Source organism: Roseobacter ponti (assembly GCF_012932215.1).
Classification (GTDB): Bacteria; Pseudomonadota; Alphaproteobacteria; order Rhodobacterales; family Rhodobacteraceae; genus Roseobacter; species Roseobacter ponti.
Genome location: NZ_CP048788.1, coordinates 2,011,200 through 2,035,218 on the forward strand (window position 1 = coordinate 2,011,200; position 24,019 = coordinate 2,035,218).

Sequence of the window (24,019 nt, forward strand, 5' to 3'; positions counted from 1 at the left end):
GCGATGTTTCTGCCTTTCTTTGACGCCCTGCGCAAAAATGCCGTCCCGGTAAGTCTGCGCGAATACCTGGCGTTTCTGGAAGGCATGGCGGCCGGGCTTGCGACCTATGACGTCGATGCGTTTTACTACATGGCGCGCACGATCATGGTCAAAGACGAGCGCAATATTGATAAATTTGACCGGGCGTTTGCCGCTGCCTTCTCGGGGATCGAAAATATCAGCGCCGCACAGGTACTGGACGCGGTGGATATTCCGGCCGGCTGGCTGGAGAAAATGGCCGAAAAACATCTCAGCGCGGAAGAGAAAGCAGAGATTGCGGCCCTGGGCGGTTTTGACAAGCTGATGGAAACCCTGCGGCAACGGCTCGAAGAGCAGAAAGGCCGCCATCAGGGTGGCAATAAATGGGTCGGTACCGCTGGAACATCTCCTTTCGGCGCATATGGCTACAACCCCGAAGGCGTTCGCATCGGACAGAAAGACTCGCGCCATCAGCGGGCAGTCAAAGTCTGGGACAGGCGCGAGTTCCGTAACCTCGATGACACCGTCGAGCTTGGTACGCGCAACATCAAGGTGGCGCTGAGGCGTTTGCGTCGCTGGGCGCGGGACGGCGCGCAGGACGAGCTGGACCTCAACGGGACCATCCGTGCCACCGCAGAGCACGGGTACCTTGATGTGAAAACCAGGCCTGAACGGCGCAATGCGGTCAAGGTGCTGCTGTTTCTCGACATCGGCGGGTCGATGGATCCGCATGTGAAGGTGGTCGAGGAGCTCTTTTCCGCCGCGCGCTCGGCGTTCAAACATCTTGAGCATTATTATTTTCACAACTGCCTGTACGAAGGTGTGTGGCGCGATAACCGCCGCCGCTGGGACGCGCAGATCCCGACCCATGATGTGCTGCGCACTTACGGGCCTGATTATAAATGTATTTTCGTGGGTGACGCATCGATGTCACCCTATGAGATTGCTTATCCGGGCGGTGCATCAGAACACTGGAATGCCGAAGCCGGCGCGACATGGATCACCCGCGCCAAAGAACAGTGGCCCGCAACTCTGTGGATCAATCCGGTGCCCGAGAAGTACTGGCCGTACACTCAGTCGATTTCGATGATTGAGGAGCTGATCGGCCCTGAGGCAATGGTGCCAATGACGCTTGAGGGGCTCTCGCGTGGCATGAAAACACTGGCGCGTTAACGCCCGCGGCGTCGCCCTTGCCAGGGCATGGGCGCCGCCCCATATTCTATGCATGCTCAAGTTCACTCCGATACTGCTCGCCATTCTCTATGGCCTCGCGATGTACCGCTTCTCCGCCTGGCGGACAGCGAAGGAACTCGACGAGAAATCCACTGAGCTGGCAGATCCGATGCTGCGCACACTGACCGACCGCATGGCGGCAGCGCTCGATCTGACAAAGATCCGTGTGCACATCTATGAAATTGAGCCGGTGAACGGGCTGGCGGCTCCTGACGGGCGAATTTTCATCACCCGAGGGTTTTATAACCGGTTCCGGGCGGGAGAGGTTTCGGCCGATGAGATGGCCAGCGTGATCGCGCATGAACTGGGCCATGTGGCGCTCGGGCATTCGCGCCGGCGTATGATTGATTTCTCGGGCCAGAATGCCCTGCGCACAGCACTTGCCATGGTGCTGAGCCGGTTCCTTCCGGGTGTTGGTGTCTTTGTTGCCGGCATGCTGACCTCGCTTCTGGCGGCACGGTTGTCGCGCAGTGACGAATACGAGGCTGATGCCTATGCTGCGGCCCTGCTGACAAAGGCAGGCATCGGGGTTGACCCGCAAAAGAGCCTCTTTCGCAAGCTAGAAGCGCTGACACAGCAGCGCGGGGCTGCACCTGCCTGGCTCATGAGCCATCCGAAGACCGAAGAGCGTATCGCAGCCCTTGAGGCTCTTGAAGCAAAATGGGCGGCCGGCGCGCAGGTCTGACCCGCTATCCCAGTGCCTTTGCAAGCCGCGGCAGGCGCGCTTTTTTCAGCAGGGCGCGCATCTGCCAGTCATCTCCGGAAAGCCGCCGCGCGGTGTCCAGCACATCGCCGGCATAAGAATTTATGACGTCGGGGTCGTTCTGCCATGCCCTGTGAAGCCAGGTGTCTGGATCGATCCGCGCCAGACCCTCCTCCGCGAGCGTTCCACGAGGAAAATCCTTTGCGTTCAGTGTCATGATAGCATCAGCTGAAGCACAAACAGCGGCGGCCAGAACGTGGATGTCATCAGGATCGGGCAGCCACAGACGGGTCTCCAGTGTCGCCGGCGCGGTGACCACCGCCTGCGGCCAGGCAGCGCGCAGCATGGCGATTTCCGAACGGGCCTGGGTTTCACCTACCGGCCCGAGTTTCCGTGCCGCACGCGCCCATTCTTCCAGGATCCGCTCAGACCAGCAGGGCTCAAACAGACCCGCGCGGGCAGCACCCATCACCATTTCGCGCATTACTGTGGGATAGAGCACACAGGCGTCGATGAGGATCTTCATGGCTCAGAGCGCAAAAAAGACAGACTTGAGATAACCGCTCTCTGCAAGCTGCGGCAACTGCGGATGGTCCGGCCCGGCAAAACCTGTGTAGATCAGGGACCCGCGCCGCCCTGCCCGGCCGATGCCGCGCGCTGAAGCGGCCCGAAAGGCCTGCAGATCGGCAGCATGCGAGCATGAACAAAGCCCCAGAATGCCGTTCTCCGCAACCAGCGGTGCTGCGAGACGCGCGATGCGCTCATAGGCACGCAATCCCGCCTCAAGCGCCGGTCTGGCCGGCGCAAAGGCGGGCGGGTCGCAGATCACAAGATCAAACTGCGCACCTTCCTCGCCGAGGGCGGCAAGCACGTCAAAAGCGTCTCCCTGCCGGGTCGCGAACCGGTCCGCAACGCCGGTGGCTTCCGCCCCCGCCAGCGCCAGATCAAGGGCCGGCGCCGCACCATCCACCGCCAGCGCCGAGACGGCACCGGCCGCCAGAGCGGACAGTGAAAACCCGCCCACATGGCTGAATACATCCAGAACGCGCGCGCCCTTCGCAAGCCCGGCAGCAAAGGCGTGATTGGGCCGCTGATCGTAATAAAGGCCGGTTTTCTGGCCGCCTGTCAGATCAGCCATATAGGTGGCACCGTTCATCGGCACAGGCACCGGTCCGTCGGGCGCTGCACCGCGTAGCACAGCAGTGATGTCATCAAGTCCTTCGAGGGATCTGGTGCGCCCGGCAGCGTTTTTGATCACGCAGGTGCATCCGGTGATCTCTGTGAGGGCCTCGACCAGTGCATCGATATGCGCCTCTGCCCAGGCGGCGTTCGGTTGTACAACACAGGTATCCCCGAACCGGTCAATCACGATGCCGGGCAAGCCATCTGCCTCGGCATGCACAAGCCGGTAGTAGGGGTCCGGATAAAGCCGCTTGCGCAACGCCAGCGCCTTGTGCAGTCGCCCGGCAAACCAGGCGGCATCAATCACCGCGCCCGGGTCGGTGTCGAGCATCCGGCAGATAATCTTTGAGCCGTTGTTGACCGCCACGAGCCCCATGGGCCGACGTGCGTCATCCTCCAGAACCGCGACCGCACCGGGGGCGATGGCTTTGGTGCGACGATCGGTGACCAGTTCATTGGCATAGACCCAGGGAAACCCGTGGCGCACGGCGCGCGCATTGGCTTTGGGACGCAGGCGGACAACCGGATAACCGGCGGGATCAGAGCGGGCATGAGAAAGGGGCGCTGTCATAGCGCCCCTCTATCCTGACACGTCCGGTGATGAAAGGTCAGATACGGTTATTGAGGGTCTGAATGAGGCCGAGTTTCGGGTTTTCGTAACCTTCTGGCTCGGTCAGTTCTTTGCGGATCACATTCGCCAGGTGATCGGTGATGCGCACTTTCTGGGTCTGACCCTGCGCCATGGCGTTGATGGCTTTCTGCCCGCCAAAGCCCACGAGGTCCGCCTGTACAACGCGGGGCTTTTCCAGCAACAGCCCGGTTTCAGCGCTGCGGATCGACAGGCCGAATTTGATCGAGTGAATGCCACCCACGGTATAACGGGTTTTTTCTGTCAGCGCGTGAAAGCGCATGACCTGTACGTCGACGATGACGGGTACGGCGCCCTTAACGTCAGATGTGCCGCGCGCCATAGCGTCTTCAAAGATGGCAGCAACCTGGGCATGACGGTCGCCCACCGGGTCCTCGCGCCAGACGATATCGCCCTTGGGGTAATACCGGTTGGCTTCGGAGACGATCAGGCTGCGGGGTACGGCCACGTTCACTTTGGTGACGTTGTAGCTTGAAACGGCTTCTTCAAAGTCAAAACCGGAGGGCCCGGTCGCCGCAAATTCCAGCGTAGGTTCGGTGGTCTCGAAAGGCGCATTACGGGTGGTATAATCAGAGGCGCCACAGGCCGACAACAGTGCGGCGATACCAATGGCGAGGATCAGTCTGACGGGTTTCATATCTGCTCTCCTGTTGGGGTTACGTGGACGCACCCCGGTTTTTTCACCCTTTCGGATAGGGGGAGAAACAGGCTGAATTATGACAAATTTTAGGTATTTCGCGCAGATGCCCGGGGGAGATGGTTCAGTTGCGGGGCCGCGAACGCCACCCGCCGCGCCGGCGCGGGGCGGCCATGCCCGTCAGCCCTTCGGACATCACAGCGGTCATCGGATGGTCGGGAAATCCCGGCTGATAGCGGGCGATCAGAGCCCGCAGCACAACGCCCGTGTCCTGTTCCACCGGCAGGCTGAGCGCCCAGTCGAGAAAGACGGAGCGGCATTCGGCCGGGGTGATGCCCTCAATCCGGTAGGCTTCGAAAATCAGGCCCTTGGGGTCGTTTTCATCACCCTTTTTCACGTGTCTCCTCTCCGGCGTAATCCGCCAGCGCCCGGTCAATCACGCCGGCACAGGCGTCATAGCTCTCTTCAAGCACGTCCTGCAACGCCTCCAGCGACGTCTGATCTGTCGCGCGCAGCACAAAGCGGTGCGCGGCCATGCCAAGCAACTCAGGATCCGGTACAGTTTCTGACAAAAGCCGTGTCGCTATGTTCATGGCCGAAAACAGAGCGCCTGCGGTGCGCAGAATGTCACCGCCTTTGTCATCAATCAGTCCGCAGGTCACAGCGTCGCGCATACCGTCTCTGCTGTCGGCGTGCCCGGCGATCAGGGCACCGGACTGGGCGATAAGCTCGATCTCCTGCAGCCGTCCCGGGCCTGTCTTGGTATCCCACAGGCTGGTCGCGGCTTTGGCCGCCCGGATCCGGTCCCGCATCTGAGCCACCTCCCGTGCGACCTCAGCCAGCGGTCGCGGGTGGCCAAGGAGACCCTCACGGAAAGCTTCGACATCACGCGTCAGATCATCAGGTCCCGCCACGACGCCGGCCCGGGTCAGCGCCAGATGTTCCCAGATCCAGGCCTGTTCGCGCTGATAGCTCTGAAAGGCGGGCCAGCTTGTCGCAACAGGTCCCTGATTACCCGAAGGCCGCAGGCGCATATCGACTTCATAGAGCCGTCCCTGGGACATGGGTGCGGTTAGTGCAGTGATCAGCGCCTGGGTCAGCCGCGCGTAATAGGGCCGCGTGGCGAGCGGTCTTTCCCCGTTTGAGCTTTCAGCATCCTGCGGGTCGTAGATTACAATCAGATCAAGATCCGAGCCCGGGGTCAGCCGCCCTGCCCCGAGCGACCCCATGCCCAGCACCACGGCGCCGCGTCCGGGTGGCGCCCCGTGCCGCCGCGCAAACTGATCGCAGACCAGCGGCCAGAGTACACAGAGCACCGAACGTGCGATATCGGCATACTGCCGCCCGGCCTCATCCGGTGAAATCAACCCGCGCAGCAGATGCACACCGACACGGAAATGCCATTCGTTGGTCCAGCGCCGCATGGCGTCAAGCCGCGCTTCGTAGTCGGTTTCTGTGTCGAGGCTCCGGCTCAGACTGCCTGCGAGCGCCTCAGCCCCCGGCCAGTCGGTGAAAAAATCCCCGCCGATCACCGCATCAAAGACCGCTGCATTGCGCGAGAGATACTGCGCCAGCGCCGGCGAGGTCCCGGTTATGTCAATGAGCAGATCGGCCAGTTGCGGATTTGCCTCGAGGAGCGAAAAGAGCTGCACACCTGCGGGCAGCCCCGCGAGAAACCCGTCAAAATCGCGCAGAGCGTCGGCAGGGCGCGCCGTCCCCGCCAGCCGTTTCAGCAGATCCGGTCGCAGACGTTCGAAAATGAGCCGGCTGCGCTCGCTGCGCAGCGCCGGATAACTGAGCCAGCGCGCCAGCGTCTGCTCGTCCAGATCATCAGGTGCGTCCTGTGCCGCCGGGGCCGGATGTGTCGGGGCAAAAAACCCTTCTGTCATCTCGTGCACTGCAGCAAGTCGCTCAGAAAGGTCGGTTTTCAGACTGTCGGCATCTGTGTCCATCATCGCCGCGAGGCATCCGAACCCCTCGTCAGTGGCCGGCAGCGTATGCGTCTGGGCGTCGTTCATCATCTGCAGGCGGTGCTCGACCGTCCGGTGCGCCACATAGTGATCGCTCAGTGCCGCTGCCAGATCGCTGGTGATCCAGCCCTTGCGCGCCAGGACCTCAAGTCCGGGAACCGTGCCCCGGCAGCGCAGATCGGGGTCACGACCCCCGGCAATCAGCTGTCTCGTTTGGGTGAAAAACTCAATCTCCCGGATGCCGCCGCGTCCCAGTTTCATATTATGGGCGGGCAGAGTGATGGGCCCGCCAAGGCCCTTGTGGGTGCGGATCGCGAGCCGCATGTCATGGGCATCCTGAATGGCCGCAAAATCAAGGTGCCGCCGCCAGACAAAGGGTGTGAGCGCTTTGAGAAACCGCGCCCCGGCAGGCGCGTCCCCGGCCGCCACGCGCGCTTTGATATAGGCTGCGCGTTCCCATGTGCGTCCGAGGCTCTCGTAATAGCGTTCGGCGGCTTCCATCGACATGCAGACCGGCGTGACCGCAGGATCAGGCCGCAGCCGCAGATCTGTCCTGAAGACATAGCCATCCGCGGTCATTTCGCTCAGCGTGGCAGACATCATCCGGGTGGCACGCACGAAGGCCGCGCGTGCGTCGTGAAAATCATCCGGATCAAACCGCGTCTCGTCAAAGAGGCAGATCAGATCAATGTCTGAGGAGTAATTGAGTTCTCCCGCACCCATCTTGCCCATCGCGAGGACCACCATGCCGGCTGCGTCCTGCAGATCATCTTCGGTCATGCCGGGCAGTTTGTCGCGCCGGATCTGGACCGCCAGACCGGCCCGCAGCGCCACCTGACAGGCGATATCGGCAAAACGGGTCAGCGTCCCGGTCACCTTTTCCAGCGGCCAGGCCCCGCCGAGATCCGCAAGGGCCGTGATCAGCGCAACGCGCCGTTTGGTCCGGCGCAGGCGCACGCGCAGATCGCCTGATGTGTCCTCAGTGACCGTTTGCATCAGCCTGTCCAGAGCGGCGTCCGGGTCGTCGAGCGCCTCTTCGAGCCAGTCGCCTTCTCTGGTGATCAGCCCCGCCAGATAGGGGCTGCACCCTGCTGTCCCGCGCAGAAGCGCCGCCAGCGCCGGGTCACAGAGTGACAGCGCGGCAACTGCATCGGCACCTCTTTGTGCGTCCCAGGGCCTGGGTGTACGGGTGATTTTGCTGGCAAATGTCATGTTTCAGCTTGTGCCCGGAGCGCCCTTTAGGTCAATGCCCGCGAGGCTCCCCGATCCATATTTTCAGAAAATATTCTGCGCCAGAAGGCTGAATTTATTACCTTTTCCGGATTAATGTAAAAATCATTCACATAAACCCTTGTCAATAGCGCCGGGAATCCCGATCTAGGATATGTGAAAGACATTCACATCGCCGGACAGACCGGCGTTTCCGTAACCTCACAGAAAGGCGACCCTTATGACGACGATCACCCATACCCCCACGGCACCGGGCCGGCCCGGCTGGTTTGCACGCGCAGAGGCCTGGCTTGATGACAGGGGCAAAGGCGCGTGGATCGCTGCCATGGTGCTCAGTTTTATCCTGTTCTGGCCTGTCGGCCTCGCCCTGCTGATGTATATGATCTGGAGCAAGAGAATGTTCGCAAATACCTGTCGCAGTTCCTGGAGCCAGGGTCACAGCATTAAGACCATGAAATCCACCGGCAACTCCGCTTTTGACGCCTATAAAAGCGATACGCTGAAGCGGCTCGAAGAAGAGCAGGACCGGTTCGAAGCATTCCTTGAACGTCTGAGGGATGCCAAGGATAAAGCCGAATTCGACCAGTTCATGGAAGAAGCCGGCCCCCGGTCAGAAACACGCACGACCGAGACCTGACCCGCCGATAATGCCCCGCGCTCTGCGGGGCATTCTGCAATCTGATGATAAAGGCCCCCGATGAATATCCTGCCCGATCCCGCCACACAGCCTGAATTCTATAAAGACGTACAGCTCAAGCGCCTCTTTGCCTGGGGTGTTGATGCGGTCGTCACGCTGCTCGGATGCCTGATCATCCTGCCCTTTACCGCCTTTACCGGCGTTTTCTTTTTCCCGTTGCTGTTTCTTTTCGTAGGCTTTGGGTATCGCACAATGACGCTGGCCAACGGCTCGGCGACCTGGGGCATGCGGTTGTTTTCGATCGAACTGCGCCGTGCGGATGGTACGCCGCTGGATGCAGGCCACGCTTTTGCACACACACTGGGGTATACGTTCAGCTGGTTTCTGCCGGTCTTTCAGGTGATGTCCGTGATCATGATGGGCGCCACCGAACGGGGTCAGGGACTGACGGATCACGTGCTTGGAACCGTGATGCTCAACCGGCGTGCGCTGGCGCGCTGATTTACCTGAAGTTGCGCTTGGCGGCGCGGGTCCGAGTTGCTATTCTGGCTGAAATCAAAACCGGACCCGCATGCGCCACACGCTTCCCATCGCGCCCCAGTTCTACGTGACGGCACCCCAGCCCTGCCCTTATCTTGAGGGCCGGATGGAACGTAAGCTGTTCACGGCATTACAGGGCGAGAGCGCGGACAAGCTCAATGACAGCCTTTCGCAGCAGGGTTTCCGTCGCTCTCAGAACGTTCTGTACCGCCCGTCCTGTGCCGAATGCTCGGCCTGCCTTTCCGCGCGGATCAGTGTCGAGGACTACGCCCCCTCGCGCAGCCAGAAACGCACCAGCCGCCGGAACTCCGATGTTGAGCGCCGTGCGACCTCGCCCTGGGCCTCGGAAGATCAGTACGAGCTCTTCCGCACATATCTCGACAGCCGCCATGCGGATGGCGGTATGGCCGATATGGACGTCTTCGAGTTCGCCGCGATGATCGAGGAAACTCCGATCCGCAGCCGCGTCGTCGAATACCTCGATCCTGCGCGGGCCGGTCTGATCGGGGTGAGCCTTACTGATGTGCTCTCTGACGGGTTGAGTATGGTCTATTCCTTTTATGCACCGGACGAGCCAAAGCGCTCTCTGGGCACCTATATGATCCTTGATCATATAGAGATCGCACGTGATGCCGGTCTGCCTTATGTCTATCTCGGCTACTGGGTGCCCGGCAGCCAGAAGATGGGCTATAAATCCAACTTCTCCGGGCTGGAGGTCTATATCGGCGGACGCTGGCAGAAGGTCAAAGACCCCGAGGCTTTCAATGCGGACATGCACCCGCTCTCCACTGATCCGATTGCCGAGCAGGTGGCCAATATTCATCTGCCCGACACCCGCCCGACCGGCTGATCGCCGGCACTTTCGGGATTGCCCTGAAACGCCGCGCGGACTACTTCCCCGGATATGGAAAACAAAGTCGCTCTGATCACCGGAGCCGCCCGCGGGATCGGGCTGGCCACCTCGCAACTGCTGCTCTCAAGGGACTGGCGTGTGGCCATGATCGATCGTGACGGCGATGCCCTTGATGCTGCTATAGGCACAGACAAAGGGGCGAAGGCATTTTACTGCGATGTCTCGGACCCGGACGACGTCAGCGAAATGGCTGTGGCCGTCACAGAGGCGTTCGGCCGGATCGATGCAGTGGTCAACAATGCCGGCGTTGCGGATTTCGGCCCCATTGGCGAGACAGATTTTGCCCGTTGGCGCAGGGTGATGAAGACCAATCTGGACGGCGTTTTTCTGGTGTCTCAGGCGACGCTGCCGGCCCTGAAAGAGAGCCGCGGGGCACTGGTGAATATCGCGTCCATTTCCGGGTTGCGGGCCTCAACACTGCGCGTGGCCTACGGAACCTCAAAGGCGGGGGTGATCCAGCTGACCAGACAGCAGGCCGCGGAACTTGGTGAATTCGGGATCCGGGCAAACTGCATCTGTCCCGGCCCGGTGCGTACAAAACTCGCCATGGCCGTGCACAGTCAGGACATCATTGATGCCTACCATGACGCCATCCCTCTGAACCGCTATGGCACGGAGACCGAAATCGCGGAATGTATAGCGTTTCTGTGCTCGGATCAGGCCAGCTATGTCACGGGCCAGGTGCTTGCGGCAGATGGTGGCTTTGAGGCCACAGGGGTGGGGCTGCCCGCTCTGCGGCGCTGACGCCGCCACCGCCCGATCCCCTGTTTCTCAGGTGCAACCGCTGCCGCGCAGGCCGGCGGAGCATGTAATAAGGGGGCCTGAAAGGCCCCCTTGCATTTGACCTGACTGAAAGGTGGCCCGTCAGTTCGGGATCAGATCCGGCACAATGGTAACGATGCTCGGGAAAGTCCACAAAAGCGCCAGACCCGCCACCTGAATGAGCACAAAGGGGATGATGCCGCGATAGATATGACCGGTCGTGACCTCCTTTGGTGCCACACCGCGCAGATAAAAGAGCGCAAAGCCAAAGGGCGGCGTGAGGAAGGACGTCTGCAGGTTTACCGCAATCATGATCGTCACCCATTTGGGATCAAATGTGCCGCCATAAATCACCGGTCCGACAATCGGGATCACGATGTAGATGATCTCCAGAAAGTCGAGCACGAAGCCCAGCACAAAGAGCACCAGCATCACGATCAGGAAGACCTGGAACTCGTTGTCGAAAGACTTCAGGAACTGCTGGATATAATGCTCGCCGCCAAAGGAGATCACCACGAGGTTCAGCAGCTGCGAGCCGATCAGGATGGTAAAGACCATGCTGGTCACTTTGGCGGTCTCACGCACCACCGGGCTCAGAACGCCGGACGTATAAAGGATCCAGCACGAAAAGAGCAGCCCGAAGAGCGCATAAAGATAAGCGCCATAGGCCACAAAGAACGCAAACCAGTTCTCGAAGCCGACTTCTTCTGTATTGATGCGCAGATCGAAATTGATACCCACCAGGATGCAGACAATGATCGCCAGGGTGGACCAGATAATGACCTTTGGTGTCCGGTCCATGTCTGTGAGTTTGCGGTAGGCCGCCAGCATGATCGCGCCACCTGCGCCCAGAGCGGCGGCGGGTGTCGGGTTGGTGATCCCGCCAAGAATCGATCCCAGCACCGCCACGATCAGAATGAGCGGCGGAAAGACCACGCGGATGAGTTCATTACGCGCACAGATTTTCGTGGCATGCACAACCCCGTACATCAGCAGGGCAAATGGCAGCAGCATCATCACCACCGTGATCCCAGGGGACGTATCGGGTCTGACAAAGAGGATATCGACCAGTACAACAAGTACTGCCCCTGCTGCCCCGATGATCAGTGGCTGCGGTGAGGCAGAGGGCGACACACCCCGTGCCGTCGTCAGAAAGAGTGTCGTCAGTACCAGCAGCACCGCGACGCCGGTGCCGACGGGTGCTGCATTTGTGATGGTTTCCTGCTGGAGGGTCGCAAGTTCTTCCTCGGTCAGGCGCTCGGAGGTCTGTACCCCGCCGGCATCGTCGATGGCCGTCTGTTGTGCCAGTGCCGCGTCCCAGGCCTCCTGTCCGTGCAACTCGATCATCGACGCTTTGCACTCGTCGCCGACATTGGTGCGCAGTGACGCGCTCTCACCGATGTCGGAATACCGCGACACTGCCGTGCTCTGATCGCCGATGATCCCCAGATTGCCCAGCAGGACGGTGCCGACAATAATCAGAACCGGCGCGCCGAGAAACCAGGTAAAGGCTTCATTGCGCGTCACGGGTTCGGCATTGGTGCTGCCCATGGGCACCGCCGGCGCCTTGTCAGGGTTCAGCAGCGCATAGCCAAAGGCATAAAGCGCATAGAGCAGTGCCAGCAGGATCCCCGGCAGCAGCGCCGCCTGAAAGAGCGTACCCACCGACAGCACCGCAGGCTCCCCCAGATAGGTCAGCGCATCTGTGCAGCCTTCTGCAACGGCACGTTTTTCCTGGGCTGCGGAATAAAGATCGCCTGCCAGCGTGCCGAGCAGAACGATGACAATCGAGGGTGGAATGATCTGCCCCAGGGTGCCCGAGGCTGCGATCACACCGGTAGAAAGCTCCGGCGAATACCCGTTGCGCAGCATGGTGGGAAGGGCCAGCAGACCCATGGTTACGACCGTCGCCCCGACGATACCGGTGGAGGCCGCCAGAAAGGCACCCACAACAACGATGGACACTGCAAGACCGCCCGGCAGCGGGCCAAACACACGCGCCATAGTGGTCAGCAGGTCGTTGGCAATCTTGGATCGTTCGAGGGTAATGCCCATCAGAACGAACATCAGAACCGCCAGGAGCGTCTCGATGGACTGACCGGCCAGCACCCGCTCGTTCATGCGGTTAACGACGAAGGAGACGTTGCGGTCGAGTGCTACTTCCCAACCCGAGGGGAAAACGGGCTCTGCGATCCTCGGCAACTCGGGATACCTGAATATCGAAATGGCATCGGCTTTGACACCGGAATTGACCAGATCGCGGTAGACCTGGCTGCTGGTATCGATGGCCTGATGGATCAGCAGCCCGGCGCTGTCCATCGCCGCAATAATCCCGAAGGAAATGACCCCTGCACCCGCGATCGCAAAAGCGACCGGAAAGCCGGACAGAATGCCGCCAAAGAGGCAGATTGCTACGATGATCAGCCCGACTTCTACGCCGTCCAGTCCGAAAAACATGTCTTACGTCCCCTCAACACCGCACCCGGCGGGTCTCATCACGCGTTTTGCGCGCTAAATTGCTCAGTGCGCACCCTCGTACGCTTCTTCACCCTCGCCCAGCGTGTCGCGGTCGAGATATTTGTTTTCGCTTTCCTCGCCTTCGCGCCATTCCTGAAACGACCGGAAGAACATTGCCATCGCCTGCAGAAACACCATCGCGGTGAAAGCACAGAGGAGTATCTTGAAGAGAAAATAGCCGTTGAACCCGTTCGGGCTGAAGCCGATGGTTTCTACGTTCCAGCGCAAAGCACGCGATTTGTTCAGCAACCGGTCCAGTGTGTCAGAGGCGGACGGGTTGGGCACAATCAGGTGGCGCCACAGGAAGAACCAGCCGTAGAGCCAGATCAGCACCGCGACCGGCATCATGAAAAAGAGGGCCCCGAACATGTCGATGACCTTTTTGGTACGGAATTTCACTGCCGAATAGACCAGATCTACCCGCACATGCCCGCCCTGCACAAAGGTGTAGGCCATGCAGAGGCATACAACGAGCGCGTTATAGAGTTTGAGTTCTTCGGCAAACCAGCTGATGTCGAACTGCAGCGGGATGCCGAAGCCGAACGAGATGTCCGGTCGGGTGAAAATACGCTGCATGAAAACGATGATGATCTGCTGGATAACCATCAGCAGACCGGCCCAGGCGAAAAAGCGACCGACGGTGTTGGCGAAACCTTCGAGCACGCGGACATAGCCCCACATGATATTGCCGCGCCATATGCCGACGGCAAACATCACAAGGAAGGCAGTGAAGACGACAAAGAAAAATTCCACCGATCCGCCGTAATAGACGAACCGCATGATGGCCTGTTTGTCTGACCAGTCGAGCCAAAGGGCCGGGTGTGTCAGCGCATAGAAAAAATTGTAAAAGGCCATCCCGATGTTCGAGACAAACCAGATCACACCATCGATGACCGCACTGCCGCCGGCGGCTGCTTCGTTTTCCATGTTTTCCCCTCCCCTGGTGCCGGCGTGCCGGCTCAGAGCATCTTCCGTCCCGGCCTGGCGGGACACAAGTTGTAAGCGAAGGGCGGGTCCGCCGCCCTCCGCTTTATCTTAACGCCGGATCAGCCGTTGGCCAGAACGCGGTTCCGCTGTGCTACGTAGAAACCGTCAGATTTCAGCAGCCAGTCGGAGCTTTGTGCGAGCGATTCCTCGAAAGAGGCACGGATTTTGGCGAAGAGCTCATCGCTCATGTTCTCATCCATAACTTTCTTGGACGCGGCACCGAAGGCATCCCAGACATCATCCGGGAACTGCAGGGTTTTCACGCCCTGAGCCTGCAGACGCGCAAGAGCCGCACCGTTGTTGGCCAGTGTTTCGGCCAGCTGGGTGTGCGTGGTCGCCATCGCCGCGTTGGTGATGATCGCCTGATGCGCAGGGCTCAGTTCGTTATAAACGTCGAGGTTCACACCTGCCGCCAGTGCGGAGCCCGGCTCGTGGAAGCCGGCTGTGTAATAGACTTTGGCAACTTCCTGGAAGCCGGCGCGTTCGTCCGCGAAGGGACCGACCCACTCCAGCCCGTCCAGCGCACCGGAGCTCAGCGCCTGGTAAAGTTCGCCGCCGGGGATGTTCTGCACGGAAGCACCGAGCTCGCCCAGCACCTTGCCGCCAAGACCGGGCATCCGGAATTTCAGGCCGTTGAAGTCTTCGGCGGAGTTTATTTCCTTGCGGAACCAGCCACCGGACTGCGAGCCCGAGTTGCCTGCGATGAAGGATTTCAGGTTGAAGATTTCACCCAGTTCGTTGTGCAGCTCATGGCCGCCACCGTGGTGATACCAGTTGGTCACTTCCTGTGCAGTGCCACCAAAGGGTACAGCAGTGAAATAGGCATAACCCGGGTGCTGACCGATGAAGTAGTAGTCAGCCGAGTGATAGAGATCGGCCTGACCGGAGGATACCGCGTCAAAAACCTCAAAGGCGCCGACAAGCTCGCCGGGTGCTTTTTTCTCGATGGTGAGGGTGCCGTCGGACATCGCGCCGACCATTTCCTCAAAATACGTGGCCGCGTCATCCAGAACGGCAAAGCCGCGGGGCCAGGATGTGACCATTGTCAGGGTTCGGTTGCCCTGTGCGTATGCTGGTGCTGCCAGCGTTGTGGCTGCTGCGGCGGAACCGCCAAGTGCAGATGTCTTCAGAAATGAACGACGATCCATGTAGATACTCCTCCCAGATCATTATCCCGCGCGCGCAGAGATGCCGGCGGGTTTCATTGTGTGCGGGCCACATTAGTAAAACTGCAGTGATTGGAAATACCTGGTAGTACGTATTTCCGCCGGTAAATCCGTTCCTGAGCGGGTTTTCTTTCGGTTTTCTGCCGCGCAGGGGGGTGTCCGGCCCGGCATCGCGTCGCTGGGCGCTTTGATTCTGTCCGGAATCGACGTACCAGATGAATATGATGCGTCTGCCATCTCTTCCGCGTCCCAGTTACGCGCAGAAACTGTCGCTTGTGGCCACTGTACCGCTGATCGCCGCGGTGGCGGCGATTGCGTTTCTGGTGGCTCATCAGTCCCGCGCCCTGGCCGAACGCGAGATCCGGGCACTGGAAGTACAGCTGATTGAGGCCAAAAAGGCCGAGCTTCGCAATTATGTGACCCAGGCCCGGAACGGGTTTTACTTTATCTATGGCAATGCGGCGCCCGATGATCAGCAGGCCCGCGACCAGGTGGCACAGATCCTTTCGGCCATGATCTATGGCGAAGACGGGTTCTTTTTCGTTTATGACTATGACGGCAACGTGCTGGTCAGCCCGCGCCAGACCGACCGGATCAACCGCAACTGGTCGGGCCAGACCGACAGCGAGGGCACGCCGATCACCGACGAGATCATCCGGCTTGCGCGATCGGGCGCCGGGTATCACAGCTATCTCTGGCCAAAACCCTCGACCGGTGAAGACGCGCGCATGATCAGTTACGTCACCAGTTTTCCAAGCTGGCGATGGGCGGTGGGAACGGGCGTCTATATCGACGATGTGCTGGCCTCGGTCGCCTCTGCCAGGGCGGATGTCGAGGACCGGGTGCAGCAGACCTTCGTCTATATCAGCGTGATTGCTCTGGCGGCGCTGCTGCTGGTGTTTTTCACCGGTATGGGGCTCAATATCCGCGAGCGGCGTCTGGCGGATGTTAAACTGAAAAAGCTCACCCAGCGGGTGCTTGATGCCCAGGAGGAAGAACGCGGACGGGTAGCGCGCGAGCTTCATGACGGGATCAGCCAGATTCTAGTGGGCGTGCGCTATGCGCTCGACACTGCACGCCGGCGCATCGACAAAGACCAGGCCAGTGCCGCAGAGCCGCTGGCACGCGGTATATCTTCCCTCGGTGAGGCAATCTCCGAGGTGCGCCGTATCAGCCGCGATCTGCGCCCCGGCGTCCTCGACGATCTTGGCCTTGGCCCGGCGATCAGAACCCTGACCGAAGAGTTCAGCGCCCGGACAGGCATCGATACGGTTTTTGAAACGGTGGTTTTTCGCAACCGTCTGGATCCGGACGCGAGGATCGCCCTTTACCGCATCGCCCAGGAGGCGCTGACCAATATTGAGCGGCACGCACAGGCGACGCGCGTCAATGTCGATCTGCGGGGTCATAAACGTGGCGCTACTCTGCGGATTTCAGACAACGGACGCGGCATGACCACCGATGACGGCAATGCAACCGGCGGCATGGGTCTGCGCAATATGCAGGAGCGTGTAGAACAGCTCGACGGCGTTTTCCTGGTCAGCACCGCCCGCAACGGCCGGGGCACCGTGATCGAGGCGAGCGTGCCGCTGACGCACCTGCTGCCACCGGAACCCGATACCCGACAGCCCGAGAAAGCACCTGTATGAGCACCAGCGCCCCTGTCCGCATTCTGATCGTCGATGACCATCCGATGGTGGCGGAGGGCATTCAGTCGATCCTTGAGAGCTATGATGATCTGATGGTGGCCGGCAGCTGCAAGTCGGCGCGCGATGCCATTGACGGGCTTGATGCCTTCAATCCGGATGTGATCCTGATGGATCTGAACATGCCGGATATGAGCGGGCTTACCGCCACGGAGATTGTTCTGGAACGCCGCCCTGGCACCCGCATTCTGGTGCTGTCGATGCATGACAGCCCGGAATATATCTCGTCGGCGCTCAGTCACGGTGCGATGGGCTATATTCTCAAAGATGTGCCAACAGATGAAATCAAACAGGCCATCGATGCGGTCATGGCCGGGCAGCAGTATCTGTGCACCGGTGCGCGCGGGTCGATTGCCCCGGACAAACGCGATGGGAGAGAAGCCCTGACGGGCCGCGAGCAGACCATCCTTCTGCAACTGGCACAGGGCAGATCCAACAAAGAGGTAGCCACGGCGCTGGATATTTCCGTGCGCACGGTCGAGACCCACCGCAAAAACATCAAACGCAAACTTGGCATTTCCAGTACTGCGGGGCTGACCCGCTATGCGCTGGAGCACGGCGTGCTGCAGGGTACGGGCGTCAGCCTCTGACAGATCCCCGGGCGCGGGCGATCATCTAAACGCTCCGCCCGTGTCGGCCCGTGCCAGGCAGCTGGCACTGCAGTCCTGCCGGAGTGGTCTGACTTCATCCTCTCACAGAACGTTGGCGCCCGGCAGCGGACTGCAGCACCGGAGGAGACGATTTCTGCTGAACGCGCCGGCGCCTTCGCCTGAGACCACATCTATAAAGCGCCGGGGTCTCAAAGCGGCCGGATTATTCGCGTTAATGTCGCAGCTAAACCAAAAAACGAAAGATAATGTCGAAAATTAATGCCCTGCCGACATAAATTTTGCCCGAATGGGTGTTGACGCCCCTGCCCGGCCCTCCTAATGTCGCGCGGGCATGAAGGAGCCACAGAGCTATGACCGACCTGGTCGTCATTGTAGGAGACACGCGCATGGGCCGGTGACGGTAAGACCATAGTCTGACCCATGCGCCCCCGCCACAACCGGGGGCTTTTTTATGCGCAAACGAAATCAGGCCTGATGGCAGGCCGGTACGGAGTTGAGAGATATGACACGGCAAATGTCCGGTGCGAAAATGATTGTCCAGGCGCTGATTGATCAGGGCGTGGACACCGTCTTTGGCTATCCCGGTGGCGCCGTGCTGCCGATCTATGACGAGGTCTTTCAGCAGAACGCGATCCGGCACATTCTCGTGCGCCACGAACAGGGTGCCGTGCATGCCGCCGAAGGATATGCGCGTGCCACAGGCCGTCCTGGCGTTGTGATCGTGACCTCCGGGCCCGGCGCCACAAATGCGGTGACCGGCCTGACCGATGCTTTGATGGATTCGATCCCGATTGTTGTTCTCACAGGCCAGGTGCCGACCTTCATGATCGGCTCTGATGCGTTTCAGGAAGCCGACACGGTTGGCATCACGCGTCCCTGCACCAAACACAACTGGCTGGTGAAAGAAACAGACGCGTTGCCGGGCGTACTGCATGAGGCGTTTCATGTGGCGACCAGCGGTCGTCCCGGACCGGTTCTCGTGGATATCCCTAAGGATGTTCAGTTTGCCACCGGCAGCTATCACGCGCCGAAACCCTCCACCTCGCATTATCAGCCGGTGCTGAAGGGCGACATGGAAGAGATCACCGAGCTTGTCGCCGCGATCGAAAAAGCCAAACGTCCGGTATTCTATACCGGTGGTGGCGTGATCAATTCGGGCCCGGCGGCGAGCCAGCTGCTGCGCGAGCTGATTGACGCGACCGGGTTTCCGGTAACCTCGACTCTGATGGGGCTCGGGTCTTATCCGGCGTCGGGTGACAAATGGCTGGGCATGCTGGGCATGCACGGGCTTTATCAGGCCAATATGGCGATGCATGACTGCGATCTGATGATAAACATCGGTGCGCGCTTTGACGACCGGATTACCGGGCGAGTCGATGCCTTCAGCCCGAAATCCGTGAAAGCGCATATCGATATCGACCCATCGTCTATCAACAAGGTGATCAAGGCGGACATCCCGATTGTCGGCGATGTGGCTCATGTTCTGGAAGACATCCTGAAGGTCTGGAAATCGCGCGGGCGCAAAACCAATTCCGAGGCGCTGGCGAAATGGTGGAAAAAGATTGAGGAATGGAAGGCCGTTGACTGCCTGAAATTCACCCAGGCCGGTAAGACGATCAAGCCACAGTACGCGCTGGCACGGCTCGAGGCACTCACCAAGGATCACGACCGTTATGTCTGCACCGAAGTGGGTCAGCACCAGATGTGGGCCGCGCAGTATCTCGGGTTTGAAGACCCGAACCGGTGGATGACCTCAGGTGGCCTTGGCACCATGGGGTATGGCTTTCCGGCCTCGATCGGCGTGCAGATGGCACATCGCGACGCGCTGGTCATCAATGTGGCCGGTGAGGCGTCCTGGCTGATGAACATGCAGGAAATGGGCACCGCGGTGCAGTACAACCTGCCGGTCAAACAGTTCATCCTGAACAACGAACGTCTTGGTATGGTGCGCCAGTGGCAGGAGTTGCTGCACGGTGAACGTTATTCGCAAAGCTGGTCAGAGGCCCTGCCCGATTTCGTGAAGCTGGCCGAAGCCTTTGGCGCGAAGGGTATCATCTGTTCTGACCCTGCCGATCTCGACGATGCAATCATGGAGATGATCAATCACGACGGGCCGGTGATTTTCGACTGTCTGGTGGAAAAGCACGAGAACTGCTTTCCGATGATCCCCTCGGGCAAAGCGCACAACGAGATGCTGCTGGGCGAGGCGAGCACCAAAGGCGTGATCAAGGCCGACGGCGCGGTGATGGTCTGATCCCGCAGGACCAAAGATAACGGCGCGTCCCTGAAATACGGGGCGGCCCGAAAGAAACTGAAAGGCCATCAAAATGTCCGCACTGAAGATTAAAAAAGGCGCCACCAGCCATTCCGCTTATAACCTTCGTCCGACCTTTTCGGATGTCGTTGAACGCCACACCCTGGCGGTGCTGGTTGAAAACGAACCCGGTGTTCTGGCGCGCGTGATCGGGCTTTTCTCCGGGCGTGGCTATAACATCGACAGCCTGACCGTCGCCGAGGTGGATCACACCGGGCATCTGAGCCGGATCACCATCGTTACGTCAGGCACGCCGCAGGTGATCGAGCAGATCAAAGCACAGCTTGGCCGGATCGTAACCGTTCATGACGTGCACGATCTGACCGTCGAGGGTGCCTCGGTCGAGCGCGAGCTGGCAATGTTCAAAGTGTCGGGTACCGGCGACAAACGCGTCGAGGCGCTGCGCCTTGCGGATATTTTCCGGGCCAATGTCGTGGACAGCACGCTCGAAAGCTTCATCTTCGAGATCACCGGCGCACCGGATAAAATCGATGCATTTGCCGAACTTATGCGGCCTCTCGGCCTCACGGATGTGGCGCGCACCGGTGTGGCTGCCCTGTCACGGGGCGGCTGAACAGGGCACGTCGCGACGGATCAGGCCTGCGACACCCTGCGTCGCGGTCGACCGGCGGATGCCTCATATCTTGAAAACGAAATAACTTCGGCGGGTCCTTCGGGGCGCGCCGCAAAAGACCTGCTGCGCCGCTTCAGAGCTTCAGGCAGGTCTGCTCCCGCCTGCTCCAGCAGCAGCCGCGGGTTCTGAACGCGTCTCAATGACGACAATTCGTCCATATCAAACTGGACCAGATCGCCCGCATCAAAAAAATCGTCCTTTGAAAGGACATCATCCGGCGCATTCAGAAATGCCAGGTCCCCCTGATCTTCGCACCAGATGACCGCTTTGCGGTCTGATGGATCGCTCCAAAGTACTACCCCAAGCATTACCTACGTTCCAATCCGTTAGTTACCAACCTACGGTAGCAAACTGTTAACCGTATTCCCCACAGAAAATTACCTGCGCACGCTTGGATTTTGTGTCTTCGTTGATTACAGTTGACACAATTGCGAACTCTTCCTGATGCCATTCAGCGTCATACCATTAATATTTGATTAATCGAAGCGTGTCTGTTTCGCATAACGAAACACAGGGCGTGCCGGCAAAAAGTGAGCGAACGCAATGTCTTCCCTGACACCCACACCGGCGCAGCTGCGCAATATGTTCGGTGAAAACCTGCGTTTTCTGGCCCGCGATTACCCGTCGATCTCTGCCTTATCCCGCGACCTGGGAATCAACCGGACCCAGTTTAACCGGTATCTGAGCGGCGAGAGCTTTCCGCGCCCGGATGTGTTGTCGCGAATCTGCGACTTCTTTTCTGTCGATGCCCGTGTCCTGCTGGAACCGGTTGCCGAGATCGGGATGGATGGCGGTCTGGTGTCTGGCATGTACATGAAGGATTTCATGGCCGATGCAGTGCAAACTGTGCCTGAAGACATGTTTCCGTCGGGCTTTTACCTCTTTTCACGCCGCAGCTTTGTAAAGCAGAACGAATTTGTCCGCGGCCTCGTTCAGGTCAGGCGTGATGACGGCAAAACCTATCTGCGCGGGTATGAACCGCGCATCGCACTGGCCATGCAGGGCATTCCCTCTGATCCCAGCGCCCGCGAATACCGTGGCCTTGTCATGCGTCTGGAAGACGGGGTTGCCACGACGGTCATGCGGCGTCACGGGATGACCGCGTCTTTCAATTATCTTTCGCGGGTCAACTCTTTTGAAAACAACTACTGGGTCGGTTATGTCGCGCGCACGGTGCGGGAAACCTCCTCCGCGCCGCGTATGACGCGTCTGGTATATGAGCATCTGGGACGCAACCGTTCCCGGATCATGCAGGCCGCACGTCAGGGTGGTTTCTGCTCGCTTGAAGAGCTGATGCCTTTCCATCAGCGGCTTTTGCAGCCCAACGATATTTTCCGCTGACGCGCGCTGAACCCGGTGTCGTCGCCGGAAAACTCAGGTCGCTTTAAACACTGCACGCAGTGTGAATCTGTGTACGCTTTTCTGATCATCAGAGGAGTGTGCTGCCGTGACTGACAACCTTACCGATCTCACCACTGTGCGTCGCCCGATTGAACAGGCAAATGGTCTGCCAAATGCGCATTACACGGATCCGCAGGTCTTTGATGAAGAAAAGCACGCACTTCTGATTGAGGGATGGGCGGGACTTGGTACCGGGGCTGATGTCCCGGAGCCCGGTGACGCGCTACCGCTCGATTTTCTCGGAATGCCGCTGCTGATGGTCCGCGACCGCGCCGGCGGGCTTCGCGTATTTCAGAACATCTGCCGGCACCGGGGCATGATCCTTGTAACTGAGCCGCGTAAGATCGAAGGGGCAATCCGCTGTCCTTATCACAGCTGGTGTTACAGCACCGAAGGCCGTCTCGTCAGCACTCCGCATGTGGGCGGCCCCGGTCAGAACCGCCATGAAGCGATCGATAAGGAAACGCTCGGCCTGATAGAAGTGCGCAGCCATATCTGGAACGACCTCGTTTTTGTGAATATCTCGGGTACCGCGGCGCCGTTTGAGGACGCTTTCGGCCCGCTGCTGGAGCGCTGGAAAGAGTTCGACGTCCCGATGTATCACGGTGGTGCCGACAGCATCATCCGGTTCGATCTGAAGACCAACTGGAAGCTCATCGTCGAAAACTATTGCGAGAGCTATCACCTGCCCTGGGTGCACCCCGGTCTGAATTCATACTCGCGGCTTGAGGATCATTACCACATTGAGCTGCCGGGCGGCTTTTCGGGCCAGGGCACGCATGTCTACCGCCAGCTCAAAGGGGAGGACGGCGAGGTGTTCCCCGATTTTCCCGGCCTGTCAGAGAAATGGCAAACGGCCGGTGAATACGTTACTTTTCTGCCCAATGTGATGGTCGGTGTGCAGCGTGATCATATGTTCGCGATCATCCTTGATCCGCGCGGCGTGGACCGCACGATCGAAACGGCACATCTTTATTATGCCCAGCCGGAAGTATCCCCGGCCATGTGCGCAAAAAATGCAGAGCTCTGGGCCGGGGTCTTTGAAGAAGACATCATGGCGGTTGAAGGGATGCAGCGCGGCCGCAGCGCGCCGGGTTTCGACGGGGGACGTTTTTCGCCTGCGATGGACGGGCCGACGCATCTTTTCCATGACTGGGTTGCAGGCCGCGTGTCGGAACGCCGTGCTGCGGCCCGGGCCGCTGAATGAGCACGCTGGATGCGCGGCTGCTGGCGGCGCATGAGGCTGGAGATCAGACAGCACTGGTAACGCTCTACACAGAAGCGGCAGATCAGGCGGCGGATGACGATGCCGCAGGTTTCTATCTGACGCAGGCCTATATCTACGGGCTCGAACTGGGCCACGGCGCGGCCGGTGCCCTGCGTGCCCGTCTGGTGTCAATGGGGCGCGAGACCCCTGCCCCTCAGTCCCCGGAGAGCTGACGGTAGAGGTGCCAGGACGCGTGCCCGAGCACCGGCAGCACAACCAGCAACCCCAGAAACCCAGGCAGCAGAGCGGCAAACGTCAGAACCGCGATCACCGCAGCCCAGCTCAGCATGACCAGAGGAGCCGCCCGCACCGCGCCGAAACTGGTGATCATCGCCGTGATGAAATCCACCTCCCGGTCGAGCAGAAGCGGCAGGCCGATCACGGCCACGGCAAAGATCAGCACCGCAAAAACCGCGCCGACAAGCGTCCCGAAGGCCAGCATGCTCAGCCCGTTCAGGGTCAGAAAAACATCAAAAGAAGATGAAACATTCGTCATGGTGCTCAGGCCCATAAAGAGCGCGAAAATCATATGCCCGAGAAAAAACCAGAAGAGGAATATCACCACCATCATGGTGCAGAGCGAGGGCAGCTGGCGCAGCCTTTGCTGCCAGATAACGCCAAAGACCACGCCCGGCGTGATCGGCAGGCCGGCATCAAGGCGTCGCGAAATTTCGTAAAGCCCCACCGCCGCAAAGGGCCCCAGCAGCGGAAACCCGATGGCTGCCAGCACCAGCCAGAAGGTATGGCCCGTCATCACCGTTACCGCCCACATGGCCCAGCCGGCGAGCGCGTAAAAGGTGCCAAAGACGATTCCGTAAACAGGATGCTTTACAAAATCCCGCAGCCCCCGGCGCAGCGCTGTCCGGATGTCGGAAAACGTGGCCGGGCGCATCCCGGGCACGCCCATGCGCTGGTGTGGTTCCTGTGTCAGTGTGGTCATGA

At 59.9% G+C, this 24,019-nt stretch carries 23 protein-coding genes; 13 read left to right on the plus strand and 10 right to left on the minus strand.

Annotated elements, in window-relative coordinates; all coding sequences use genetic code 11:
• Nucleotides 1-3: 3 nt before the first annotated feature.
• Nucleotides 4-1,191: a vWA domain-containing protein gene (locus G3256_RS09635; RefSeq protein WP_169640614.1), complete on the plus strand. Its 1,188-nt coding sequence runs from the start codon at nucleotides 4-6 to the stop codon at nucleotides 1,189-1,191.
• A 52-nt stretch (nucleotides 1,192-1,243) separates the two neighbouring features.
• A complete protein-coding gene (locus G3256_RS09640) occupies nucleotides 1,244-1,936 on the plus strand; it encodes a M48 family metallopeptidase (RefSeq protein WP_169640615.1) in 693 nt (230 codons plus the stop codon).
• A 4-nt stretch (nucleotides 1,937-1,940) separates the two neighbouring features.
• On the opposite strand, the gene G3256_RS09645 is transcribed toward G3256_RS09640, so the two are convergent.
• The 5 genes from G3256_RS09645 to G3256_RS09665 form a co-directional block, all read right to left on the minus strand.
• Nucleotides 1,941-2,480 carry an RSP_2648 family PIN domain-containing protein gene (locus G3256_RS09645; protein ID WP_169640616.1) on the minus strand — a complete coding sequence of 180 codons (540 nt, stop codon included), beginning with the start codon at nucleotides 2,478-2,480 and terminating at the stop codon, nucleotides 1,941-1,943.
• Nucleotides 2,481-2,483: 3 nt separating this feature from the next.
• Complete coding sequence (locus G3256_RS09650; RefSeq protein ID WP_169640617.1) at nucleotides 2,484-3,707, minus strand: RSP_2647 family RNA methyltransferase; 1,224 nt, start codon at nucleotides 3,705-3,707, stop codon at nucleotides 2,484-2,486.
• A 37-nt stretch (nucleotides 3,708-3,744) separates the two neighbouring features.
• Nucleotides 3,745-4,422 carry a DUF6778 family protein gene (locus G3256_RS09655; protein ID WP_169640618.1) on the minus strand — a complete coding sequence of 226 codons (678 nt, stop codon included), beginning with the start codon at nucleotides 4,420-4,422 and terminating at the stop codon, nucleotides 3,745-3,747.
• 124 nt (nucleotides 4,423-4,546) lie between these two features.
• Nucleotides 4,547-4,819: a hypothetical protein gene (locus tag G3256_RS09660; RefSeq protein ID WP_169640619.1), complete on the minus strand. Its 273-nt coding sequence runs from the start codon at nucleotides 4,817-4,819 to the stop codon at nucleotides 4,547-4,549.
• Nucleotides 4,806-7,604 carry a bifunctional [glutamine synthetase] adenylyltransferase/[glutamine synthetase]-adenylyl-L-tyrosine phosphorylase gene (locus G3256_RS09665; protein WP_169640620.1) on the minus strand — a complete coding sequence of 933 codons (2,799 nt, stop codon included), beginning with the start codon at nucleotides 7,602-7,604 and terminating at the stop codon, nucleotides 4,806-4,808. The genes G3256_RS09660 and G3256_RS09665 overlap by 14 nt, the downstream gene beginning before the upstream one ends.
• Before the next feature lie 238 nt (nucleotides 7,605-7,842).
• Here G3256_RS09665 and G3256_RS09670 point away from each other — a divergent pair, with 238 nt between their 5' ends.
• The 4 genes from G3256_RS09670 to G3256_RS09685 all read left to right on the plus strand — a co-directional run bounded on the left by G3256_RS09670 (nucleotide 7,843) and on the right by G3256_RS09685 (nucleotide 10,456).
• Nucleotides 7,843-8,259, plus strand: a complete 417-nt coding sequence (locus G3256_RS09670; protein ID WP_169640621.1) for a DUF2852 domain-containing protein — start codon at nucleotides 7,843-7,845, stop codon at nucleotides 8,257-8,259.
• A 60-nt stretch (nucleotides 8,260-8,319) separates the two neighbouring features.
• A complete protein-coding gene (locus tag G3256_RS09675) occupies nucleotides 8,320-8,760 on the plus strand; it encodes an RDD family protein (protein ID WP_169640622.1) in 441 nt (146 codons plus the stop codon).
• Nucleotides 8,761-8,830: 70 nt separating this feature from the next.
• Nucleotides 8,831-9,649 carry an arginyltransferase gene (locus G3256_RS09680; protein ID WP_169640623.1) on the plus strand — a complete coding sequence of 273 codons (819 nt, stop codon included), beginning with the start codon at nucleotides 8,831-8,833 and terminating at the stop codon, nucleotides 9,647-9,649.
• Between the two features lie 54 nt (nucleotides 9,650-9,703).
• A complete protein-coding gene (locus G3256_RS09685; RefSeq protein ID WP_169640624.1) occupies nucleotides 9,704-10,456 on the plus strand; it encodes an SDR family NAD(P)-dependent oxidoreductase in 753 nt (250 codons plus the stop codon).
• Nucleotides 10,457-10,576: 120 nt separating this feature from the next.
• Here the strand turns inward: G3256_RS09685 and G3256_RS09690 are convergent, their stop codons facing one another.
• From G3256_RS09690 to G3256_RS09700, 3 genes are all read right to left on the minus strand, one after another.
• Entirely contained in the window at nucleotides 10,577-12,931 is a 2,355-nt protein-coding gene (locus G3256_RS09690) for a TRAP transporter large permease subunit (protein WP_169640625.1), read from the minus strand.
• Between the two features lie 63 nt (nucleotides 12,932-12,994).
• Nucleotides 12,995-13,918: a TRAP transporter small permease subunit gene (locus G3256_RS09695; RefSeq protein WP_169640626.1), complete on the minus strand. Its 924-nt coding sequence runs from the start codon at nucleotides 13,916-13,918 to the stop codon at nucleotides 12,995-12,997.
• A 119-nt stretch (nucleotides 13,919-14,037) separates the two neighbouring features.
• Nucleotides 14,038-15,126 (minus strand): TRAP transporter substrate-binding protein, encoded by a 1,089-nt coding sequence (locus G3256_RS09700; protein WP_169640627.1) that lies wholly within the window; start codon nucleotides 15,124-15,126, stop codon nucleotides 14,038-14,040.
• A gap of 239 nt (nucleotides 15,127-15,365) precedes the next feature.
• Between G3256_RS09700 and G3256_RS09705 the strand changes: the two genes are divergently transcribed.
• The 4 genes from G3256_RS09705 to ilvN all read left to right on the plus strand — a co-directional run bounded on the left by G3256_RS09705 (nucleotide 15,366) and on the right by ilvN (nucleotide 20,349).
• Complete coding sequence (locus G3256_RS09705) at nucleotides 15,366-16,793, plus strand: cache domain-containing protein (RefSeq protein WP_425501556.1); 1,428 nt, start codon at nucleotides 15,366-15,368, stop codon at nucleotides 16,791-16,793.
• Nucleotides 16,790-17,440 carry a response regulator gene (locus G3256_RS09710; RefSeq protein WP_169640628.1) on the plus strand — a complete coding sequence of 217 codons (651 nt, stop codon included), beginning with the start codon at nucleotides 16,790-16,792 and terminating at the stop codon, nucleotides 17,438-17,440. Before G3256_RS09705 ends, G3256_RS09710 begins: the two co-directional genes overlap by 4 nt.
• A gap of 523 nt (nucleotides 17,441-17,963) precedes the next feature.
• Complete coding sequence (locus G3256_RS09715; RefSeq protein ID WP_169640629.1) at nucleotides 17,964-19,715, plus strand: acetolactate synthase 3 large subunit; 1,752 nt, start codon at nucleotides 17,964-17,966, stop codon at nucleotides 19,713-19,715.
• A 73-nt stretch (nucleotides 19,716-19,788) separates the two neighbouring features.
• Nucleotides 19,789-20,349 (plus strand): acetolactate synthase small subunit, encoded by a 561-nt coding sequence (gene ilvN / locus G3256_RS09720; RefSeq protein ID WP_169640630.1) that lies wholly within the window; start codon nucleotides 19,789-19,791, stop codon nucleotides 20,347-20,349.
• A gap of 20 nt (nucleotides 20,350-20,369) precedes the next feature.
• Here the strand turns inward: ilvN and G3256_RS09725 are convergent, their stop codons facing one another.
• Nucleotides 20,370-20,717 carry a hypothetical protein gene (locus G3256_RS09725; RefSeq protein WP_169640631.1) on the minus strand — a complete coding sequence of 116 codons (348 nt, stop codon included), beginning with the start codon at nucleotides 20,715-20,717 and terminating at the stop codon, nucleotides 20,370-20,372.
• Nucleotides 20,718-20,952: 235 nt separating this feature from the next.
• On the opposite strand from G3256_RS09725, the gene G3256_RS09730 reads away from it, so the two are divergent.
• The 3 genes from G3256_RS09730 (at nucleotide 20,953) to G3256_RS09740 (ending at nucleotide 23,250) form a co-directional block, all read left to right on the plus strand.
• Nucleotides 20,953-21,750, plus strand: a complete 798-nt coding sequence (locus G3256_RS09730; protein ID WP_169640632.1) for a helix-turn-helix domain-containing protein — start codon at nucleotides 20,953-20,955, stop codon at nucleotides 21,748-21,750.
• A 106-nt stretch (nucleotides 21,751-21,856) separates the two neighbouring features.
• On the plus strand, nucleotides 21,857-23,017 hold the full coding sequence (locus tag G3256_RS09735; RefSeq protein ID WP_169640633.1) for an aromatic ring-hydroxylating oxygenase subunit alpha: 1,161 nt from the start codon (nucleotides 21,857-21,859) through the stop codon (nucleotides 23,015-23,017).
• On the plus strand, nucleotides 23,014-23,250 hold the full coding sequence (locus tag G3256_RS09740) for a hypothetical protein (protein WP_169640634.1): 237 nt from the start codon (nucleotides 23,014-23,016) through the stop codon (nucleotides 23,248-23,250). Before G3256_RS09735 ends, G3256_RS09740 begins: the two co-directional genes overlap by 4 nt.
• On the opposite strand, the gene G3256_RS09745 is transcribed toward G3256_RS09740, so the two are convergent.
• A complete protein-coding gene (locus G3256_RS09745; RefSeq protein ID WP_169640635.1) occupies nucleotides 23,232-24,017 on the minus strand; it encodes a DUF2189 domain-containing protein in 786 nt (261 codons plus the stop codon). The genes G3256_RS09740 and G3256_RS09745 overlap by 19 nt on opposite strands.
• Between the last annotated feature and the right edge of the window lie 2 nt (nucleotides 24,018-24,019).

Coding starts and splice junctions, on each gene's coding strand:
- ilvN (WP_169640630.1), top strand. CDS start 19,789: ATGTCCGCACTGAAGATTAAAAAAGGCGCCACCAGCCATTCCGCTTAT.
- G3256_RS09670 (WP_169640621.1), top strand. CDS start 7,843: ATGACGACGATCACCCATACCCCCACGGCACCGGGCCGGCCCGGCTGG.
- G3256_RS09685 (WP_169640624.1), top strand. CDS start 9,704: ATGGAAAACAAAGTCGCTCTGATCACCGGAGCCGCCCGCGGGATCGGG.
- G3256_RS09695 (WP_169640626.1), bottom strand. CDS start 13,918: ATGGAAAACGAAGCAGCCGCCGGCGGCAGTGCGGTCATCGATGGTGTG.
- G3256_RS09655 (WP_169640618.1), bottom strand. CDS start 4,422: ATGAAACCCGTCAGACTGATCCTCGCCATTGGTATCGCCGCACTGTTG.
- G3256_RS09680 (WP_169640623.1), top strand. CDS start 8,831: ATGCGCCACACGCTTCCCATCGCGCCCCAGTTCTACGTGACGGCACCC.
- G3256_RS09675 (WP_169640622.1), top strand. CDS start 8,320: ATGAATATCCTGCCCGATCCCGCCACACAGCCTGAATTCTATAAAGAC.
- G3256_RS09715 (WP_169640629.1), top strand. CDS start 17,964: ATGACACGGCAAATGTCCGGTGCGAAAATGATTGTCCAGGCGCTGATT.
- G3256_RS09740 (WP_169640634.1), top strand. CDS start 23,014: ATGAGCACGCTGGATGCGCGGCTGCTGGCGGCGCATGAGGCTGGAGAT.
- G3256_RS09705 (WP_425501556.1), top strand. CDS start 15,366: ATGATGCGTCTGCCATCTCTTCCGCGTCCCAGTTACGCGCAGAAACTG.
- G3256_RS09645 (WP_169640616.1), bottom strand. CDS start 2,480: ATGAAGATCCTCATCGACGCCTGTGTGCTCTATCCCACAGTAATGCGC.
- G3256_RS09650 (WP_169640617.1), bottom strand. CDS start 3,707: ATGACAGCGCCCCTTTCTCATGCCCGCTCTGATCCCGCCGGTTATCCG.
- G3256_RS09745 (WP_169640635.1), bottom strand. CDS start 24,017: ATGACCACACTGACACAGGAACCACACCAGCGCATGGGCGTGCCCGGG.
- G3256_RS09710 (WP_169640628.1), top strand. CDS start 16,790: ATGAGCACCAGCGCCCCTGTCCGCATTCTGATCGTCGATGACCATCCG.
- G3256_RS09640 (WP_169640615.1), top strand. CDS start 1,244: ATGCTCAAGTTCACTCCGATACTGCTCGCCATTCTCTATGGCCTCGCG.
- G3256_RS09730 (WP_169640632.1), top strand. CDS start 20,953: ATGTCTTCCCTGACACCCACACCGGCGCAGCTGCGCAATATGTTCGGT.
- G3256_RS09700 (WP_169640627.1), bottom strand. CDS start 15,126: ATGGATCGTCGTTCATTTCTGAAGACATCTGCACTTGGCGGTTCCGCC.
- G3256_RS09725 (WP_169640631.1), bottom strand. CDS start 20,717: ATGCTTGGGGTAGTACTTTGGAGCGATCCATCAGACCGCAAAGCGGTC.
- G3256_RS09635 (WP_169640614.1), top strand. CDS start 4: ATGTTTCTGCCTTTCTTTGACGCCCTGCGCAAAAATGCCGTCCCGGTA.
- G3256_RS09690 (WP_169640625.1), bottom strand. CDS start 12,931: ATGTTTTTCGGACTGGACGGCGTAGAAGTCGGGCTGATCATCGTAGCA.
- G3256_RS09665 (WP_169640620.1), bottom strand. CDS start 7,604: ATGACATTTGCCAGCAAAATCACCCGTACACCCAGGCCCTGGGACGCA.